Raw genomic sequence first — 15,999 nt, 5'->3', positions numbered from 1 at the left:
GCGCGCGAAGGTGTGCCGAGCAGCTGGGCTATTGCTAGTGGGTGACCGCAATTCTTGCACTCAGCGCGATGAGTGCAACTCCGAGCAAGGCATCTATCGGCCTGCGGACGCTGCCATATACCGACCGAACCCTTCTTGTGGAGAACATTAGCGCGACAAGCCCAAACCACGCCATCGCGACCAGCCCGATTATGGCCAGCGACACTGCCTGGACCCAGATCGGAGCCTGCATCGGCAATACCGATATGAACAGGCTCGCGAAGAACGCGGCCGTCTTCGGATTTGTAATTCCGACAACGAATCCGCTTCGCCAAGGAGCCGTAGTCTCTGCGCCACCGACGGCCAGCGGTGGCCGCGCCTGCCAAGCCGACAAAAGGATCTTGCTGCCCAGGTAACCGAGATACACGGCACCGGCGATCCGGACGGCAAGGTGAGCCCATGCAATCTGCGTCAGCACGAGGCCCAGGCCAAACATCGCGAGAGCCGCCCACACCATGATCGCTGCGGCAATGCCAAGCGCCACATGGAACCCCGCGCGACGGCTGATCAGCGCATGGGAAGTCACGGCTACAAAATCGGGTCCGGGGCTCATGGCGCCGAGCAGGAAGACCGAAGCAAGGGTCAGGAATTGCGGAAGGTAGCTCATGCGATGCTCCAATTTCAGGCTCGTCGTACCGCACGCCTACATGCCGGAGAGGCCAGGAAAGCCGCTCGCCGATTTCGAGGGTCGTTTCCCTCACCTTCACAAAACCTACAGCGCTCTTTAATATGAGCGAAATGAACATATTTCGGCAGCCATGAACAAAGCTAATATCAACATCACGATGGTGCGCGTCCTGACATCGCTCAGCGAGACGCGCAGCTTCACCAAAACCGCCGAGCGGCTCTGTCTTTCTCAATCGGCCATAAGCCATGCAATGAAGGCGCTGGAGGAGATCGTTGGCGCGCCCCTCGTCATACGTGATCGGCGCGGTGTCGCTTTCACCGCAACCGGCGAGGCGGCTTTGGACGCGGCGCGCGCCGCTTTGCATGCTTTAGGCCGTCTTGTCGGCCTACGGGAACACTCCATCAAAGGCAGAGTACGGCTCGCGCTGGTCAGCAGCGCCTCGGTAAAGATTGCTCCATATGCGTTGAACATTACTTCCGTCCGGCACCCGGAGCTTGCTGTCGAACTGCTCTTGGGCACGGATACCGAAGTGGCGGAGTGGGTCGATCGCGGTGCCGCCGATATTGGACTGTCCTACATCGCCGGCAATTGCCAAGCCGAGGAACTTGTCGACGACGAACTCTTTGTGGCGTCATCGCAAAAGAACTCAGTCCAAGGCGGGTCATTTCCGATCCGCGCTCTCGACGGCCAGCCATTCATCATGTCGAGCGGCGGCTGCGGACCAATGCTTGCCGAATTGTTCCAGGATTTTGGCGTTGCGCCAGTTGTCATCCTGTCGGCGAGCGATATGGCGGCGCTGCTTGCTCTGGTTGGGGCCGGGCGCGGTTTGTCGATTGCGCCAGGCCTGGCGTTTCCGGCCGATTGGCAGCGAACCGTCGCGAGGCGTCCTCTGGAGCCGCGTGCGCGTCGGCCTCTGCTGCTTCTGTTCTCCAGCAGCGCCGAAGCAACGGCCGTGCGGGCCATGTGCGCGGCGATCAGAGAGGTCGCCACGAGTTTGCGAGGCGGATAACAGTCAAGGATGTGGATCGACCCTCAATCGAGCTTCCTTCGGGAGACGTCGATCCTCTACAAGGCCAGAGACTTCTCCCGCCCCCAATACCAGCTAATGCGCTTCGCGCCGGTAGATCCACAGCTGCGTCGGCGGGATGTTGCGGAAGATGAAGTCGAAATGCTTGACCGTGTAATTGCCGCGGCCGGGCGGGATCGGCGACAACGGCCCATAGGTCAGCTGCACGATCGGCCGTCCAACCGGGATGCGGTCTAGCAGGCTTTCAATATAGGCGATCCGCTGTGCGACCGGAAAATTGAGCAGCGGCACGCCGGAGACGACGGAATCGAAAACCATCCCGCTCTTCTCGCCAAGCGTGGCGTTGAGATTGAAGGCATCGCCCTCGATGACGTTGACGCCGGGGTAGAGCTGGCGCAGATGGCGCACGAAATCGGTGGAATATTCGACCGCGTACAGGTTTTCGGGCTTAACGCCCTGGGCGAGGATTGCACGGGTGATGACGCCTGTGCCGGGTCCGACTTCAAGCACCGGCAGGCCGGACTTCGGATTGACGATGGAAGCCATCTTGCGGGCGGTGATGGAGCTTGTCGGCACGATCGAACCGACCGACTTCGGCTTGTCGATCCAGCCTTTGAAGAATTTGAGTTCGTCGTCGAACTTTTCCGCCAGCGCCTTCCGCAATCCCGGACCACGTGCCATGCAAGTTCTCCTCAACACTCCCCGAACGCTACTTAGCAGCTAACAGGTCCAAGGCAAGGCGCGATCTGGCATAAGATGTTGATGACGTTCGGGAAGCGTGGCGGCCTTGGTTTGGGTTCAGTGCTCGCCGAAGGATTCGAAAAAGTCCTTCATGCGGGCGAAAAAGCCGCTCGACTGGGGCGAATTGTCCTTCGACGACAGCTGCTCGAACTCTTCCAGCAGCTCGCGCTGGCGGCGCGACAGGTTTTGCGGAGTTTCGACCGCGGTCTGGATATAGAGGTCGCCGACATTGGGCTGGCGCAGCACCGGCATGCCCTTGCCCTTGAGGCGGAACTGGCGGCCGTTCTGCGTGCCTTCGGTCACTTTCACCTTGGTCTGACTGCCGTCCAGCGTCGTCACCTCGAACGAGCCGCCAAGGGCGGCCGTCGTCATCGATATCGGCACCTTGCAGTAGAGATCGGCGCCGTCGCGCTGGAAGAATTCATGCGGCTTCACCGCCAGGAAAATATAGAGGTCGCCCGATGGGCCGCCGCGCAGGCCCGCCTCGCCCTCATTGGCAAGCCGGATGCGGGTGCCGTCCTCGATGCCGGCCGGGATATTGACCGACAGCGAGCGTTCCTCGGTGACGCGGCCCTGGCCGGCGCATTTCGGGCACGGGTCCTTGATCGTCTGGCCGCGGCCTTGGCATTGCGGGCAGGTACGCTCGATCGAGAAGAAGCCTTGCGTCGCTCGTACCTTGCCGTGGCCATGGCACATCGAGCAGGTCACCGGCTGGGTGCCGGGCTTGGCGCCGGTCCCGGAGCATTCCGTGCATGAGATCGAGGCCGGCACGCGGATTTGCGCGGTCTTGCCGGCAAACGCTTCTTCCAGCGTGATTTCCATATTGTAGCGCAAATCGGCGCCGCGTTCGCGGCCGCCCGACGAGCGGCGCTGGCGCCCGCCCATCATGTCGCCGAAAATATCTTCGAAAATGTCGGCGAAGCCGCCGGCGCCAAAACCTTGCGCGCCGCCATTCATGCCGCCCTGCTCGAAGGCGGCGTGACCGAAACGGTCATAGGCCGCGCGCTTCTGCGGGTCCTTCAGCGTTTCGTAGGCTTCGTTGATTTCCTTGAACTTATGCTCGCATGAGTGATCGCCGGGATTGCGGTCGGGATGGAACTGCATGGCCAGCTTGCGGAAAGCGCTCTTGAGCTCCTTCTCGTCGGCGCCCTTCTGCACGCCCAGCGTCTCGTAGAAATCAGCTTTCATCTTTTCCCGCAGTCCGGATGCTCAACGTCTTGATGCATGTTGCGTCGTTTGCCGGCACGTTGTCTCGATTTAGGAGCGGTGCTGCCCGGATGCTAGGGCCGGCGCGCTTGTGCCTGTGTTTTTCAGTGACTTTTTCGGCAAGGCCCGCACTTTTTCAGCGAGGGTTGCAAAAAAGCCCGGCTTTGCGCCGGGCTTTCCGCTTTATTTGCCGTCAACCGGTCAGGCCGACTTCTTCTTCTCGTCGGTTTCGTCGATTTCCTCGAAATCGGCGTCGACCACATCGCTATCCTTGGCCGCGTCCGCCTTGGCGTCGGCTTCCGCCGCTTCCTTCTGCGAAGCTTCGTACATGGCCTGGCCGAGCTTCATGGATGCTTCGGCAAGCGTCTGCGACTTGGCCTCGATGTCGGCGGCATCGTCGCCTTCGGCAGCAGCCTTCAGCGCCGTGATAGCCTCCGATATCGCCGTGCGCTCGGTTTCCGAAACCTTGTCGCCATATTCCTTCAGCGACTTCTCGGAGGAGTGCACCAGCGCCTCGGCCTGGTTGCGGGCCTCGACCAAAGCACGCCGCTGCTTGTCGGTCTCGGCATTGGCTTCGGCGTCCTTGACCATCTTCTCGATGTCGGCGTCCGAAAGGCCACCAGAGGCCTGGATGCGGATCTGGTGCTCCTTGCCGGTGCCCTTGTCCTTGGCCGAAACGTTGACGATGCCGTTGGCGTCGATGTCGAAAGTGACCTCGATCTGCGGCACGCCGCGCGGCGCCGGCGGAATGCCGACCAGGTCGAACTGGCCGAGCGCCTTGTTGTCGGCAGCCATTTCACGCTCGCCCTGGAAGACGCGGATGGTCACGGCCGACTGACTGTCTTCAGCGGTCGAGAACACCTGGCTCTTCTTGGTCGGGATGGTCGTGTTGCGTTCGATCAGGCGGGTGAACACGCCACCCAGCGTCTCGATGCCGAGCGACAGCGGCGTCACGTCGAGCAGCAGCACGTCCTTCACGTCGCCCTGCAGCACGCCGGCCTGGATGGCGGCGCCCAAAGCGACGACTTCATCCGGGTTGACGCCCTTGTGCGGCTCCTTGCCGAAGAACTGCTTCACGATCTCCTGGATCTTGGGCATGCGGGTCATGCCGCCGACCAGGACCACTTCGTCGATCTCGCCAGCCTTCAGCCCGGCATCCTTGAGCGCCGCCTTGCAGGGCTCGATGGTGCGCTGGACGAGATCGTCGACCAGCTGCTCGAACTTGGCACGGGTCAGCTTCAGCGTCAGGTGCTTGGGGCCGGTCGCGTCGGCGGTGATGAAGGGCAGGTTGATTTCCGTCTGCGTCGTCGACGACAGCTCGATCTTGGCCTTTTCAGCCGCCTCCTTGAGGCGCTGCAGCGCAAGCTTGTCGTTCTTCAGGTCGATGCCCTGTTCCTTCTTGAACTCGGCCGCCAGGTATTCGACGAGACGCATGTCGAAATCCTCGCCGCCGAGGAAGGTGTCGCCATTGGTCGACTTCACTTCGAACACGCCGTCGCCGATTTCGAGCACCGAAATGTCGAACGTGCCGCCGCCAAGGTCATAGACGGCAATGGTCTTGCCATCCTTCTTGTCGAGGCCGTAGGCAAGTGCTGCAGCCGTCGGCTCGTTGATGATGCGCAGCACCTCAAGGCCGGCGATCTTGCCGGCGTCCTTGGTGGCCTGGCGCTGGGCGTCATTGAAATAGGCCGGAACGGTGATGACCGCCTTCTCGACCTTCTCGCCGAGATAGGCCTCCGCCGTTTCCTTCATCTTCTGCAGGATCATGGCCGAGATCTGGCTGGGCGACTGCTTCTTGCCGCCGGCCTCGACCCAGGCATCGCCATTGTCGCCCTTGACGATCTTGTAGGGGACAAGCTTCTTGTCCTTCTCCGTCACCGGGTCGTCATAGCGGCGGCCGATCAGGCGCTTGACCGCGAAGATGGTGTTTTCAGGATTGGTGACCGCCTGGCGCTTGGCCGGCTGGCCGACGAGACGTTCGCCGTCGCCCGAGATGGCGACGATGGAAGGCGTCGTGCGCGCGCCTTCCGCATTTTCAATGACCTTGGGCTCCTTGCCATCCATGATGGCGATGCAGGAGTTGGTGGTGCCGAGATCGATACCGATTACTTTTGCCATTTTTCTAGTCTCTCCGCTAAGCAGGCTCTCAGGACCCGTAAGGCGTTCCGACGAAAGCCCCTGTTCACAAGAAATTCCGCTCCGGCAACCGGCATTCCGGCACTGGGCGGCTTGGCGCGTATATAAGAACAGGCGGCATCGGGCGCAAGCATTCTGCGCATGGCATCCACCGCGCCGCGCTTGGCGCCCTTGAACAGCCGCCCGGCGGCCCGGATGTGCTCAAACCGCGCTCAAAGCCCCAGGATCTGCGCGATCCCCCGGCGAAGCGCCCAGTCAGGGCTTCGAAACCACAAGAAAACGTCACCTATGCGTGAGAGAGGCGGCTCCTGGCTGAGGAAGGCGCCTGCCCACAGCAGACACAGGCAAAAGCGTCACGCGGCCTGCGACAGCGATTTATGCGCCTCGGCCAGGATTTCGAACGAGCGCACGCGTGCCGCATGGTCGAAGATCTGCGCGGTCACCATCAGCTCGTCTGCGCCGGTGCGGCGCACGAACGCGTCTATGCCTTGCCGGACGGTTTCGGGAGAGCCGACGACGGCGCAGGACAGCGCCTGCGAAATCATGGTTTTTGCCATCGGCTCGAGCGTCTGGTCATAGCCCTCGACCGGCGGCGGCAGGCGGCCGGCCCGCCCCGTGCGCAGATTGACGAAGGCCTGCTGCAACGAGGTGAACAGCAGTTTGGCCTCTCCATCGGTCGGTGCGGCGAAAACGTTGAGGCCGAGCATGACATAGGGCTTGTCCAGCTGTTCCGAAGGCTGGAAGCGCGAACGGTAGATCTCCAGCGCATGGTCGAGTTCGGCCGGCGCGAAATGCGAGGCAAACGCATAGGGCAGGCCGAGCATGGCGGCGAGCTGCGCGCCATAGAGGCTGGAACCGAGGATCCAGACCGGCACCTTCTGGCCTTCGCCGGGCACGGCGTGGATACGCTGGCCTTCCGCGGCCGGCTGGAAATAGCCCATCAGCTCGACGACGTCCTGGGGGAAATTGTCTGACGCCTCGAGATTGCGGCGCAGCGCGCGCGCTGTTCCCATATCGGTGCCGGGCGCCCGGCCGAGGCCGAGGTCGATGCGGCCGGGGTGCAGTGCCGCCAGCGTGCCGAACTGCTCGGCAATCACCAGCGGCGCATGGTTGGGCAGCATGATGCCGCCGGCGCCGACGCGGATGGTCTTGGTACCGTCGGCGACATGGGCGATGACGACGGCGGTCGCCGCGCTGGCGATGCCCGGCATGTTGTGGTGCTCGGCCAGCCAGTAGCGCTGGTAGCCGAGCCGCTCGGCATGGCGGGCTAGGTCGAGCGAATTTGCCAGCGATTGCGAGGCGTCGCTGCCTTCGACGATCGGCGACAGGTCGAGAACGGAAAGTGCGGTCATGGGCCTCAAGCCTTTACGATGTTCAACTGCCTGACCCTGGTTTCGAAGGCGCGGTCGGGAATGAGGATGTCGAGCTGGTGCCAAGCAGCGGGTCCATATTCTCGAACGGGATCGCCTGCGGATGCTGGCGATGCGACGCGCTCAGCGTGCCGAGCGGAGCATCGATCGGGCCGCGATAGCCGATGCGGTCGAAATAGGAATCGAGGTCGAAGGAGGCATCGTTCATCGCAGGGTCCGGGTTGACCGGCTCGATATAGGCACTCCGCCTGAAGACAACAAATGCGAGATGACGGACAGGCGCGGCAAGCTTATGGCGCGGCCTTTCCGTTCTCTTCGGCCGCTTCCTCCTCCACCACGGCCGTCTGCTGTGCGGCGAGAAAATTGCCGACATGGCTGAGGCCATCGAAATGATCGCAGAACACTTTGACGACGACCAGCAGCGGCACCGCCATCAGCGCGCCGACAAAGCCCCAAAGCCAGGACCAGAAGGCGATGGCGATGAAGATCGCCACGGCGTTGATCTCGAGGCGTCGGCCGACAACCATCGGCGTAACGAACTGGCCTTCGACGATGTCGCACAAAAGCACGAAGCCCGGCGCCAAAAGGGCGTAGGTGATCGAGTCGAAGCTGATCATCGCAATGACGCTGACCAGCACGATGGTGATCAGCGCGCCGACATAGGGCAGGAAGTTGAGCAGCGCCGCCATCGTTCCCCAGACGAGCGGGTTGGGCATGCCGAGCGCCCACAGGCCAAGGCCGATAACCGCGCCGAGACCGGCATTGATGACGGTGACGGTGAGCAGATAATGCGAGATTTCGCGCTCGACGTCATAGACGACGCGCAAAGCCCGCTTCTTCTCACTGAGGCTGGCGAAGGACTGGATGATCTTCTCATAGAACATCGTGCCTGACGCCAGCAGGAACAGCGACAGCACGAAGATGATGGTCAGGCTTGTCCCCGCCGACAGGACGTTGCTGGCGGCGGCCGACAGGACGCCGGACTGCGCCATCGCCACCTTCTGGATGCCCGGCTCCTGCGAGGTCTCCGTCATCTGTTCGATCTGATGCGAGATCTGCATGATCCTCTCGAGCGGACGCCGTAATTGCGCCAGCCGTTCGGTAAGTTGTTGGCCGATCGACGAGGTGTTGTTGAGAAGGTCGATGACCGGGCCGCTGAGCAGATAGCCGGCAACGCCGAAGACGCAGATCGACAGCACGACCAACATTGTCGCCGAAACCACTTCCGGAATGCCGCGCTTGCGCAGGAAGCGCACGATTGGTGTCAGCGTCAGCGTCAGCAGGAAGGCGAGGATGACCGGCATGAAGAAAGCACGCGCGAAATACAGCGCGTAGATGGCCATGAACAGGAAGATCCCGATGAGCAGCGAACGCATCAGATGCGTGTCGGCACGCGCCACAACTCTCGCCTCTTCGGTCTCGGCAAGGCCAGCACCCAAAGCGGCGGGTTCGGCTTTCATGATTTTCCCTCAGCGGCGCACCGCAATTGGTGCATTCCCCTGACGGAAACGCCTCTGCAAGCCCAAGGTTCCGTTAGCCGGCAAGGCCCTCAATCCGGGCCGCCCGTCGCTCAGGCGGCTGGCGCTGCGACGGCGACGCCGGGCTTGGCGGTCTCCTTGCGCACGATCGGCGCCACCTTGGTGCCGTAGAGTTCGATCGCCTTCATGATCTTGGCGTGCGGCATGGCGCCGATCGCCATCTGCAGCAGAAAGCGGTCATTGTTGAAGATCTTGTGCTGGGCGACGATCTTTTCCGCCACCTGCTCCGGATCGCCGACGAACAGCGCGCCGTTCGGACCACGCGACTGATCGAAATGCGCCCGCGAGGTCGGGCCCCAGCCGCGCTCGCGGCCGATGCGGTTCATCACTTCGGCCTGCGGGCCATAGAAATCGTCGGCCGCCTGTTCAGTGGTGCCGGCGATGAAGCCGTGCACATTGATGCTGGTGGCAAGGCCCGAGGGGTCGGTACCGGCCCGCCTTGCGGCATCGCGATAAATGTCGAACAGCGGTGCAAACCGCGCCGGCTCGCCGCCGATGATGGCCAGTGCCAGCGGCAAACCGAGCACGCCCGCGCGCGCCGCAGATTGCGGCGTTCCACCTATTGCGATCCAGATCGGCAATTTGTCCTGCAGCGGCCGCGGATAGACGCCGCGGTCGTTGATCGGCGCGCGCAGATTGCCGGACCAGGTAACTTTGACGCCGTCGCGTATGGCCAGCAGCAAATCGAGCTTTTCGGCGAACAGCTCGTCATAGTCCTCGAGATTGTAGCCGAACAGCGGGAAGGATTCGATGAACGAACCGCGCCCGGCCATGATCTCGGCCCGGCCGCCCGACAAAAGGTCGAGCGTTGCGAACTGCTGGAAGACGCGCACCGGATCGTCGGAGGACAGCACGGTGACCGCGCTGGTCAGCTTGATGCGCTTGGTGCGTTCGGCGGCAGCGGCCAGCGTCACCACCGGCGCGGACGCGGCATAGTCGGGGCGGTGATGTTCGCCCAGACCAAAGACGTCGAGGCCGACCTGGTCGGCCAGCTCGACCTCCTCGATCAGATTGCGCAGCCGCTGATGCGGGCCGATCGCGCCGGGGCCGGGCTCCGGGCTGACGTCGGCGAAAGTGTAGAGACCGAGTTCCATGGCATGTCATCCAAATGTTCTGATTTGCCGCTAGAGGTAGCGGCGAGCCGCCCCGGCCGCCAGAGGGGCGGATAGTGAACAGTGCATGTCGGTTTCGGCCGGCTTTGTTTCAGGGAAAACGCGTCTCCCGGCTGCAACAGCATAAACTTTCATGGCTGGCATACCGTTTTGGCGCTTGAACTCTCGGTTTTCGCGCGTATGTAAGCGTCGCGAATTGACTTCAGGGAAGTGGACTTGGCTATCTACAGGGAAAAAGACATTTTCGAGCGGCGCAATGCCGCGAACGAGGCAAAGAAGGCGCTTCTGGAGCGCTTCAAGTCGAAGCCGGCGGCTGATGATCCTGCGGTTCTGGCCAAACAGGCCGAACGCAAGGCGATTCTTGAGGCTCGCGAAATACGCGAGGCCGAAAAGGCCAGGCTGAAGCAGGAAAAGCTGGCACGCGAGGCGGTCGAGAAGGCCGAGCGCGAGGCAGCAGCCGAGGCGGCGCGTATTGCGGCCGAAGAGGCAGCGCAGGCTGAAGCGAAGATCAAGGAAGCCGAAGAAAACGAGCGCATTGCCCGTTTGCTGGCCGACGAAGCCGAACGCAAGGCCAAGCGCGACGCACGCTATGCGGCCCGCAAGCAGCGTACCGGCAGGACGCCTCCGGGCTTCTCCGCCCGCTAACGCTTCGATCGAAACGATCGGACATCAGGGTCGCCTTCCAGCGGCCCTGAATGTGTTTGTGCGTCGATTTCCTTGGTTGCTTTGCTCAGGCGGCGAGCTTCAGCCCCATAATGCCGCAGACGATGAGCGCAATGCAGGCGAGCCGGATGGCCGTCGCCGGCTCGCCCAGCAGCCAGATGCCAAGCAGCGCCGTGCCGACCGTGCCGATGCCGGTCCACACCGCATAGGCCGTCCCGACAGGTAGCGTCTTGAGCGCCAGGCCGAGCAACCCCAGGCTGATGATCATCGAGGCGACGGTGAGCACCGTCGGCAGCGGCTTCGAGAAGCCGTCGGTGTATTTGAGGCCGATCGCCCAGCCAATTTCGAACAGACCAGCGAAGAACAGAAAAATCCACGACATCGGGATGCACTCCTTCCATGAGGATGGCGGGGCGTCCCGGCCGGACTTTTGAGAAAGGCGCGAGGTCGTCCTCGCCGCTTCGGTATAAGCGGCTGCGCCGGTCGGATCAACAAAACACCGGCAGCATCGTTCATGCCGCCGGTGTCAAAATCTGCGCCGAAACGGTTTGCCCGGATCTCAACCGTCCCTAGATATTGACGACCTAAGGCGGGCTTACTTTTCCTTGAGCCTCATCGCCTTCACGGGCGGCGCCTTCAGCGCCGGAGCCGCGGCAGGCTTCTTGGCGTCTTTTTTCGGCTTCCGAGCTTCCTTGCCCGCCTTCATCGCACCTTTAGCCATGATTCGTTCCTCCAGTTGCTGGGAGGCCAAGTGAAACAAGAGAAACGCCGGACTGCAAGAGGGCTGGCGTCTGTCGCCGGCGCCGGCGGGCCGCTTTCAACCGGTTTCTAATTTGCTCGTAAACCATTGCGGTCCGTGCCATGGTTGTCTTCGCACTGCAGCATCGGCCATGCCTTCGCCCGGCGATGATCAGGCGGTGCGGTCAGGACGACAATGCGAATCCGCATCGGCAGCGAGATGAGTTTCGATTTTCCGCAGGAAACGCCGCTGATCGCGATGCTCAATGTCCACTACTCCAGGGCCTCCGATCTCGAGCGCCCGGATTTCCTGACCTCCAACCCGCCGGTGCCGATCCAGAGCTACCGCGACAGTTTCGGCAATTGGTGCAACCGTTTCGTCGCCCCGCCCGGGCGCTTCACCTTCGGCACCGATTCGGTAATCCGCGACCCCGGCACGTTCGAGATGGGCGACCTGATGGCCTGGCAGCACGAGGTGCGCGATCTGCCGTCGGACACATTGCTCTTCCTGTTGCCGAGCCGCTTTTGCGAGAGCGATCTGCTGGCCAGCGAAGCCTGGCGGCTGTTCGGGCATACGCCGCTTGGCATTGCGCGCGTCCAGGAGGTCTGCGACTTCGTCCACAACCACATCGTCTTCAGCTACGGCAATGCGCGGCCGACCCGCACCGCGGCGGAAGCCTATCGCGAGCAAAGCGGCGTCTGCCGTGACTTTGCCCACCTCGCGGTCACCTTCTGCCGTGCGCTCAACATCCCGACCCGCTACTGCACCGGCTACATCAGCGACATCGGCCTGCCCAAACCTTGGGCGAGCATGGATTTCGCAGCCTGGATGGAGGTCTATCTCGGTGGCCGCTGGCATGTCTTTGACCCGCGCAACAATTCGCCACGCATCGGCCGCATCCTGATCGCGTCGGGTCGCGACGCCGCCGACGTGCCGCTGACCCACATCTTCGGACCGGGCACGCTGGCTGGTTTCAAGGTGTGGACGGACGAGATCATCGAATAGGGGCGTCTTTCCGCAAGCTGGCCTACAAGACCCTGAACGACCGGGCGATTCGTGCGTTGTGATGCCTGTGGAGCTCAGGGGCGTTACATCAGGTTCCTTGGAGGGACAGCATGGCAGCACATGGCGGGTCGAAGACGGTCATCTACGCGGCGCTCGCCGGTAATCTCGCTATTGCTGTGACCAAATTCGTCGCCGCCTTCTTCACCGGCAGCTCGGCGATGCTGTCGGAAGGCGTGCACTCGCTGGTGGATACCGGCAATGGCGGGCTGCTGCTCTACGGCATGCACCGCGCCGCCCGCCCGCCGGACCGCACGCATCCGCTCGGCCATGGCCGCGAGCTGTATTTCTGGAGCTTCATTGTCGCCCTGCTCGTATTCGCGCTCGGCGCCGGCGTGTCATTCTATGAAGGCGTCGTCCACATCATGGCGCCTGAGCCGGTCGCCAATCCCAAAATCAACTACATCGTGCTGGGCCTCTCAATGCTGTTCGAGGGCAGCTCCTGGTACGTGGCGCTGAAGGAGTTCCGCCAGCAGAAGGGCAAGCAAGGCTGGCTGCAGGCCGTGCAATCGAGCAAGGATCCGAGCGTCTACACGATCCTGTTCGAGGACAGCGCCGCCCTGCTCGGTCTGTTCGTCGCCTTCGCCGGCATATTGGCGGCCGAACTCCTCGACATGCCCGAACTCGACGGCGTCGCCTCGATCGGCATCGCGATGATCCTCGGCGCCACCGCCATCTTTCTGGCGCGCGAAAGCAAGGGATTGCTCATCGGTGAGCCGGCCTCCCCGGAAGTGCAGGCCAAGGTGCTGGCCATCGCCCAGCAGGATCCGGCAGTGCAGCGGGCCAACGGCGTTCTCACCGTCCATCTCGGGCCGCAACAGATCGTCGCTGGGCTGAGCATCGAATTCGAGGACCATCTGACGGCGCCTGAGATCGAAGCCTGTGTCGAGCGCATCGAGGCGCTCTTGAAAAAAGAAATGCCGGAGATCACCAGACTGTTCGTCAAGCCGCAGACGACCGGAACCTGGGAGCACCGGCGCAAGCAGGTCGAGGCGGCGTCGGACTAGTTCTGGACCAGCAGTCCACCGTTGGCGCCATCGCCTGGTCCCGCTAAGATCACCCGACGGATTTCGGAGAATCAACGATGAAAATCGATGGTGGGTGCCATTGCGGCGCCATAACTTATGAAGCAGACGTCGACCCGGAAAAGACCTCTATCTGTCATTGCACCGACTGCCAGCAACTGACCGGTACCGCCTTTCGTGTCACTGTTCCCGCGCCTGAGGATCATTATAGGATCACAAAGGGCACACCGAAGGTTTATATCAAGACGGGATCGAGCGGCGCCAAGCGTGCCCAGGCGTTCTGCGGCGACTGCGGTTCCCATCTTTACGCAACGTCGGTTGGCGACGGGCCGAAGGTCTATGGGATCAGGGCGGGGACCGCGCGGCAACGCGAGGATCTCGTTCCGACCCAACAGAAATGGCACCGATCGGCCCTGCACTGGCTTCCGGAATTCGAGGGCGTAAGCATCGTAGAGGCGCAGTAGCACCTGCCTCCCGGTTAAACGCGGCCCAAACCAGCCAATAATGTGCTAGGCTAGCCATCAAACGGATGGCGGGGGATAGCAATGTCGGAAACGGACAAAGTGTTTGCCGGCTCGATTCCGGAAAACTACGACCATTACATGGTGCCGCTGATCTTCGAGCCGTTCGCCGCGGATTTGGCACGACGGGCAGCGTCCTTGTCGCCCGGCGCCGTCCTGGAAGTCGCCGCCGGTACCGGCGTTGTCACCCGCGCATTGGCTCCAAAACTGTCTCCCGGCGCAAGCTATGTCGTGACCGACCTCAACCAGCCTATGCTCGACTACGCGGCCTCGCGACAAGCTCCCGACAGTCGTATACAATGGCGTCAGGCGGATGCTCTGGCGCTGCCGTTCGAAGATGCGGCTTTCGATCTCGTTTGCTGTCAGTTCGGCGCGATGTTCTTTCCCGACCGAGCCGCCGGCTATCGCGAAGCAAAGCGGGTCCTGAAGACCGGCGGCCATTTCCTGTTCAACGTGTGGGATCGCATCGAAGAGAATGTATTCGCCAATGATGTGACGAATGCTCTTGCGGAGATTTTTCCGAACGATCCGCCCCGCTTTCTCGCCCGCACGCCGCACGGCTACAATGACATTGCATTGATCCGCGGCGAGTTGGAAGCCGCAGGTTTCTCCCGTGTGGTGATCGACACGAGGGCCGAACAAAGCCGTGCCTCCTCGCCGCGCCTTCCGGCGGTTGCCTATTGCCAGGGAACTCCGCTTCGCAACGAAATCGAGGCTAGAGGAAAACTGGAAGCCGCAACCGATCACGCCGCGTCCGTGATTGCAGCCAGACACGGCAGCGGCGAGGTTGCGGCCAAGATCCAGGCGCACGTGATCGTGGCTACGGTCTAATGCATGGCGCCCAGAAGTGTGCCGCGGTTCTGGGACAACGACATGCATCAAAACAAAGACTTTTAAAGCGCGTCGTATGAATCCGTTCAGCGCGACGCGCTTTAATCGTCGCCTTCGACGACACGTAGCCTGAGCTGCCCCGTCTTGGAATCCGCCACCCGCACTCCGGCTTCGGCCTTGGCGGGTCCGCCACCGCGCACTTCGGCTTCGTTTTCTCCAAACTCCAGCGCTTCGATCTTTTGGCCGCGCTTGGTCACCTTCGACGTCGACACCAGTATCTCGTCGATATCCTTGGCCGACTGGCCAAAATGCGTCTGCAACCGGCGCACGCGTTCGTCGACGCGCGCGACGTCTTCCATCAGCCGGATCACCTCGCCCTGGATCAGATGCGCCTGTTCGCGCATGCGGGCGTCCTTGAGGATGGCCTGGATGACCTGGATCGACAGCATCAAAAGCGACGGTGAGACGATGATGACACGCGCCCGGTGCGCCTTCTGGACCACGGCGTCGAAATTCTCGTGGATTTCGGCGAACACCGATTCCGACGGCACGAACATGAAGGCGGTGTCCTGCGTCTCGCCCTGGATCAGGTATTTTTCCGAGATATCGCGGACGTGAATTTCGATGTCGCGGCGGAAAGCCTGGGCCGCGATCTTCTGTTGTTCGGCGCCATCGGCGGCGCGGATGGCGTTCCAGGCTTCCAGCGGAAACTTGGCGTCGATGGCAAGCTGCGGCGCACCGTTCGGCATCCTGACCAGGCAGTCGGGACGGCTGCCGTTTGACAGCGTTGCCTGGAACTCGTAGGCGCCCATCGGAAGGCCGTCGGCGACGATCGCCTCCATGCGCGACTGGCCGAAGGCGCCGCGCGTCTGCTTGTTGCACAGGATCGCCTGCAATTGCACGACCTGGCCGGCCAGCGACTGAATGTTGCCTTGCGCGGTGTCGATGACCGCCAGCCGTTCCTGCAGTTTGGCGAGGCTCTCATGCGTCGATTTGGTCTGTTCGGTCATGGTTTGACCGAGCCTGCCGGTCATGGCGTCGAGGCGCTGGCCGATCGACTGGTTGAGTTCGGCCTGCCTTGCGCCGAACACGTCGGCGATGGCGCCCATGCGGCCCTGCATCTCGGCCTGGCTTTGCAAAATGCCGGCCATCCGCGCCTCGGCGTCGCGGGCGTGGTCGGCGGCTTCCGCCGCGGCGATGGTGCGCGCCTTGGCCGATCGCCACAGCGCCACGACAAGCGCCAGGAACAGGCCGAGAAACACCAGCGCGCCGAGGGCCAGTGCATGGCCGAGCGTGATCGTCGTGGCGCCAAGCCGGGCAACGGGTTCGGAAAGGATGGTGCTCAGGTCGTTCATCCCGCC

Annotated in this window: 17 protein-coding genes; 6 read left to right on the top strand and 11 right to left on the bottom strand. The window is 62.5% G+C overall.

Going from position 1 to position 15,999, the window contains the following annotated elements; genetic code table 11:
• Nucleotides 1-34: 34 nt before the first annotated feature.
• Nucleotides 35-646: a LysE family translocator gene (locus NKI35_RS09830; protein WP_352739762.1), complete on the bottom strand. Its 612-nt coding sequence runs from the start codon at nucleotides 644-646 to the stop codon at nucleotides 35-37.
• A gap of 151 nt (nucleotides 647-797) precedes the next feature.
• Between NKI35_RS09830 and NKI35_RS09825 the strand changes: the two genes are divergently transcribed.
• Entirely contained in the window at nucleotides 798-1,676 is an 879-nt protein-coding gene (locus NKI35_RS09825; protein WP_023725309.1) for a LysR family transcriptional regulator, read from the top strand.
• A gap of 93 nt (nucleotides 1,677-1,769) precedes the next feature.
• Here the strand turns inward: NKI35_RS09825 and pmtA are convergent, their stop codons facing one another.
• The 7 genes from pmtA to NKI35_RS09790 form a co-directional block, all read right to left on the bottom strand.
• Nucleotides 1,770-2,375, bottom strand: a complete 606-nt coding sequence (gene pmtA / locus NKI35_RS09820) for a phospholipid N-methyltransferase PmtA (protein ID WP_023687484.1) — start codon at nucleotides 2,373-2,375, stop codon at nucleotides 1,770-1,772.
• A gap of 117 nt (nucleotides 2,376-2,492) precedes the next feature.
• Nucleotides 2,493-3,623: a molecular chaperone DnaJ gene (gene dnaJ, locus NKI35_RS09815; protein ID WP_023681322.1), complete on the bottom strand. Its 1,131-nt coding sequence runs from the start codon at nucleotides 3,621-3,623 to the stop codon at nucleotides 2,493-2,495.
• A gap of 219 nt (nucleotides 3,624-3,842) precedes the next feature.
• Nucleotides 3,843-5,759: a molecular chaperone DnaK gene (gene dnaK, locus NKI35_RS09810; RefSeq protein WP_352739760.1), complete on the bottom strand. Its 1,917-nt coding sequence runs from the start codon at nucleotides 5,757-5,759 to the stop codon at nucleotides 3,843-3,845.
• Between the two features lie 371 nt (nucleotides 5,760-6,130).
• Nucleotides 6,131-7,129 carry an LLM class flavin-dependent oxidoreductase gene (locus NKI35_RS09805; protein ID WP_352739758.1) on the bottom strand — a complete coding sequence of 333 codons (999 nt, stop codon included), beginning with the start codon at nucleotides 7,127-7,129 and terminating at the stop codon, nucleotides 6,131-6,133.
• Nucleotides 7,130-7,151: 22 nt separating this feature from the next.
• Entirely contained in the window at nucleotides 7,152-7,355 is a 204-nt protein-coding gene (locus NKI35_RS09800) for a hypothetical protein (RefSeq protein WP_352537435.1), read from the bottom strand.
• 82 nt (nucleotides 7,356-7,437) lie between these two features.
• Nucleotides 7,438-8,607, bottom strand: a complete 1,170-nt coding sequence (locus NKI35_RS09795; protein WP_023681324.1) for an AI-2E family transporter — start codon at nucleotides 8,605-8,607, stop codon at nucleotides 7,438-7,440.
• Between the two features lie 110 nt (nucleotides 8,608-8,717).
• Nucleotides 8,718-9,779 carry an LLM class flavin-dependent oxidoreductase gene (locus NKI35_RS09790; RefSeq protein WP_352739755.1) on the bottom strand — a complete coding sequence of 354 codons (1,062 nt, stop codon included), beginning with the start codon at nucleotides 9,777-9,779 and terminating at the stop codon, nucleotides 8,718-8,720.
• Nucleotides 9,780-10,013: 234 nt separating this feature from the next.
• On the opposite strand from NKI35_RS09790, the gene NKI35_RS09785 reads away from it, so the two are divergent.
• On the top strand, nucleotides 10,014-10,442 hold the full coding sequence (locus NKI35_RS09785; RefSeq protein ID WP_023673205.1) for a DUF6481 family protein: 429 nt from the start codon (nucleotides 10,014-10,016) through the stop codon (nucleotides 10,440-10,442).
• Nucleotides 10,443-10,527: 85 nt separating this feature from the next.
• Here the strand turns inward: NKI35_RS09785 and sugE are convergent, their stop codons facing one another.
• Together sugE and NKI35_RS09775 are read right to left on the bottom strand one after the other, a co-directional pair.
• Nucleotides 10,528-10,842, bottom strand: coding sequence for a quaternary ammonium compound efflux SMR transporter SugE (sugE, locus tag NKI35_RS09780; protein ID WP_023681326.1), 315 nt, complete (start codon nucleotides 10,840-10,842; stop codon nucleotides 10,528-10,530).
• A 213-nt stretch (nucleotides 10,843-11,055) separates the two neighbouring features.
• Entirely contained in the window at nucleotides 11,056-11,181 is a 126-nt protein-coding gene (locus NKI35_RS09775; RefSeq protein ID WP_006200611.1) for a hypothetical protein, read from the bottom strand.
• Nucleotides 11,182-11,394: 213 nt separating this feature from the next.
• On the opposite strand from NKI35_RS09775, the gene NKI35_RS09770 reads away from it, so the two are divergent.
• The 4 genes from NKI35_RS09770 (at nucleotide 11,395) to NKI35_RS09755 (ending at nucleotide 14,638) form a co-directional block, all read left to right on the top strand.
• Complete coding sequence (locus NKI35_RS09770; RefSeq protein WP_023752351.1) at nucleotides 11,395-12,204, top strand: transglutaminase-like domain-containing protein; 810 nt, start codon at nucleotides 11,395-11,397, stop codon at nucleotides 12,202-12,204.
• A 110-nt stretch (nucleotides 12,205-12,314) separates the two neighbouring features.
• Nucleotides 12,315-13,268 (top strand): cation diffusion facilitator family transporter, encoded by a 954-nt coding sequence (locus NKI35_RS09765; RefSeq protein WP_023701969.1) that lies wholly within the window; start codon nucleotides 12,315-12,317, stop codon nucleotides 13,266-13,268.
• Between the two features lie 77 nt (nucleotides 13,269-13,345).
• Nucleotides 13,346-13,750 (top strand): GFA family protein, encoded by a 405-nt coding sequence (locus NKI35_RS09760; protein WP_023673210.1) that lies wholly within the window; start codon nucleotides 13,346-13,348, stop codon nucleotides 13,748-13,750.
• An 81-nt stretch (nucleotides 13,751-13,831) separates the two neighbouring features.
• Nucleotides 13,832-14,638: a class I SAM-dependent methyltransferase gene (locus NKI35_RS09755; protein WP_023673211.1), complete on the top strand. Its 807-nt coding sequence runs from the start codon at nucleotides 13,832-13,834 to the stop codon at nucleotides 14,636-14,638.
• A gap of 101 nt (nucleotides 14,639-14,739) precedes the next feature.
• Here the strand turns inward: NKI35_RS09755 and NKI35_RS09750 are convergent, their stop codons facing one another.
• Entirely contained in the window at nucleotides 14,740-15,993 is a 1,254-nt protein-coding gene (locus NKI35_RS09750; protein ID WP_352739752.1) for a DNA recombination protein RmuC, read from the bottom strand.
• Nucleotides 15,994-15,999 lie beyond the last annotated feature (6 nt).

This window comes from Mesorhizobium sp. M0676, from assembly GCF_040320535.1.
Lineage (GTDB): Bacteria > Pseudomonadota > Alphaproteobacteria > Rhizobiales > Rhizobiaceae > Mesorhizobium.
The sequence above is the reverse complement of the archived record's forward strand: the minus strand, read 5'-3'. Positions and strand labels throughout refer to the sequence as shown.

What these genes read in the sequence shown, in the direction of transcription:
- NKI35_RS09830 (WP_352739762.1), bottom strand. Translation starts at nt 646, where the DNA reads ATGAGCTACCTTCCGCAATTCCTGACCCTTGCTTCGGTCTTCCTGCTC.
- NKI35_RS09825 (WP_023725309.1), top strand. Translation starts at nt 798, where the DNA reads ATGAACAAAGCTAATATCAACATCACGATGGTGCGCGTCCTGACATCG.
- pmtA (WP_023687484.1), bottom strand. Translation starts at nt 2,375, where the DNA reads ATGGCACGTGGTCCGGGATTGCGGAAGGCGCTGGCGGAAAAGTTCGAC.
- dnaJ (WP_023681322.1), bottom strand. Translation starts at nt 3,623, where the DNA reads ATGAAAGCTGATTTCTACGAGACGCTGGGCGTGCAGAAGGGCGCCGAC.
- dnaK (WP_352739760.1), bottom strand. Translation starts at nt 5,759, where the DNA reads ATGGCAAAAGTAATCGGTATCGATCTCGGCACCACCAACTCCTGCATC.
- NKI35_RS09805 (WP_352739758.1), bottom strand. Translation starts at nt 7,129, where the DNA reads ATGACCGCACTTTCCGTTCTCGACCTGTCGCCGATCGTCGAAGGCAGC.
- NKI35_RS09800 (WP_352537435.1), bottom strand. Translation starts at nt 7,355, where the DNA reads ATGAACGATGCCTCCTTCGACCTCGATTCCTATTTCGACCGCATCGGC.
- NKI35_RS09795 (WP_023681324.1), bottom strand. Translation starts at nt 8,607, where the DNA reads ATGAAAGCCGAACCCGCCGCTTTGGGTGCTGGCCTTGCCGAGACCGAA.
- NKI35_RS09790 (WP_352739755.1), bottom strand. Translation starts at nt 9,779, where the DNA reads ATGGAACTCGGTCTCTACACTTTCGCCGACGTCAGCCCGGAGCCCGGC.
- sugE (WP_023681326.1), bottom strand. Translation starts at nt 10,842, where the DNA reads ATGTCGTGGATTTTTCTGTTCTTCGCTGGTCTGTTCGAAATTGGCTGG.
- NKI35_RS09775 (WP_006200611.1), bottom strand. Translation starts at nt 11,181, where the DNA reads ATGGCTAAAGGTGCGATGAAGGCGGGCAAGGAAGCTCGGAAGCCGAAA.
- NKI35_RS09770 (WP_023752351.1), top strand. Translation starts at nt 11,395, where the DNA reads ATGCGAATCCGCATCGGCAGCGAGATGAGTTTCGATTTTCCGCAGGAA.
- NKI35_RS09765 (WP_023701969.1), top strand. Translation starts at nt 12,315, where the DNA reads ATGGCAGCACATGGCGGGTCGAAGACGGTCATCTACGCGGCGCTCGCC.
- NKI35_RS09760 (WP_023673210.1), top strand. Translation starts at nt 13,346, where the DNA reads ATGAAAATCGATGGTGGGTGCCATTGCGGCGCCATAACTTATGAAGCA.
- NKI35_RS09755 (WP_023673211.1), top strand. Translation starts at nt 13,832, where the DNA reads ATGTCGGAAACGGACAAAGTGTTTGCCGGCTCGATTCCGGAAAACTAC.
- NKI35_RS09750 (WP_352739752.1), bottom strand. Translation starts at nt 15,993, where the DNA reads ATGAACGACCTGAGCACCATCCTTTCCGAACCCGTTGCCCGGCTTGGC.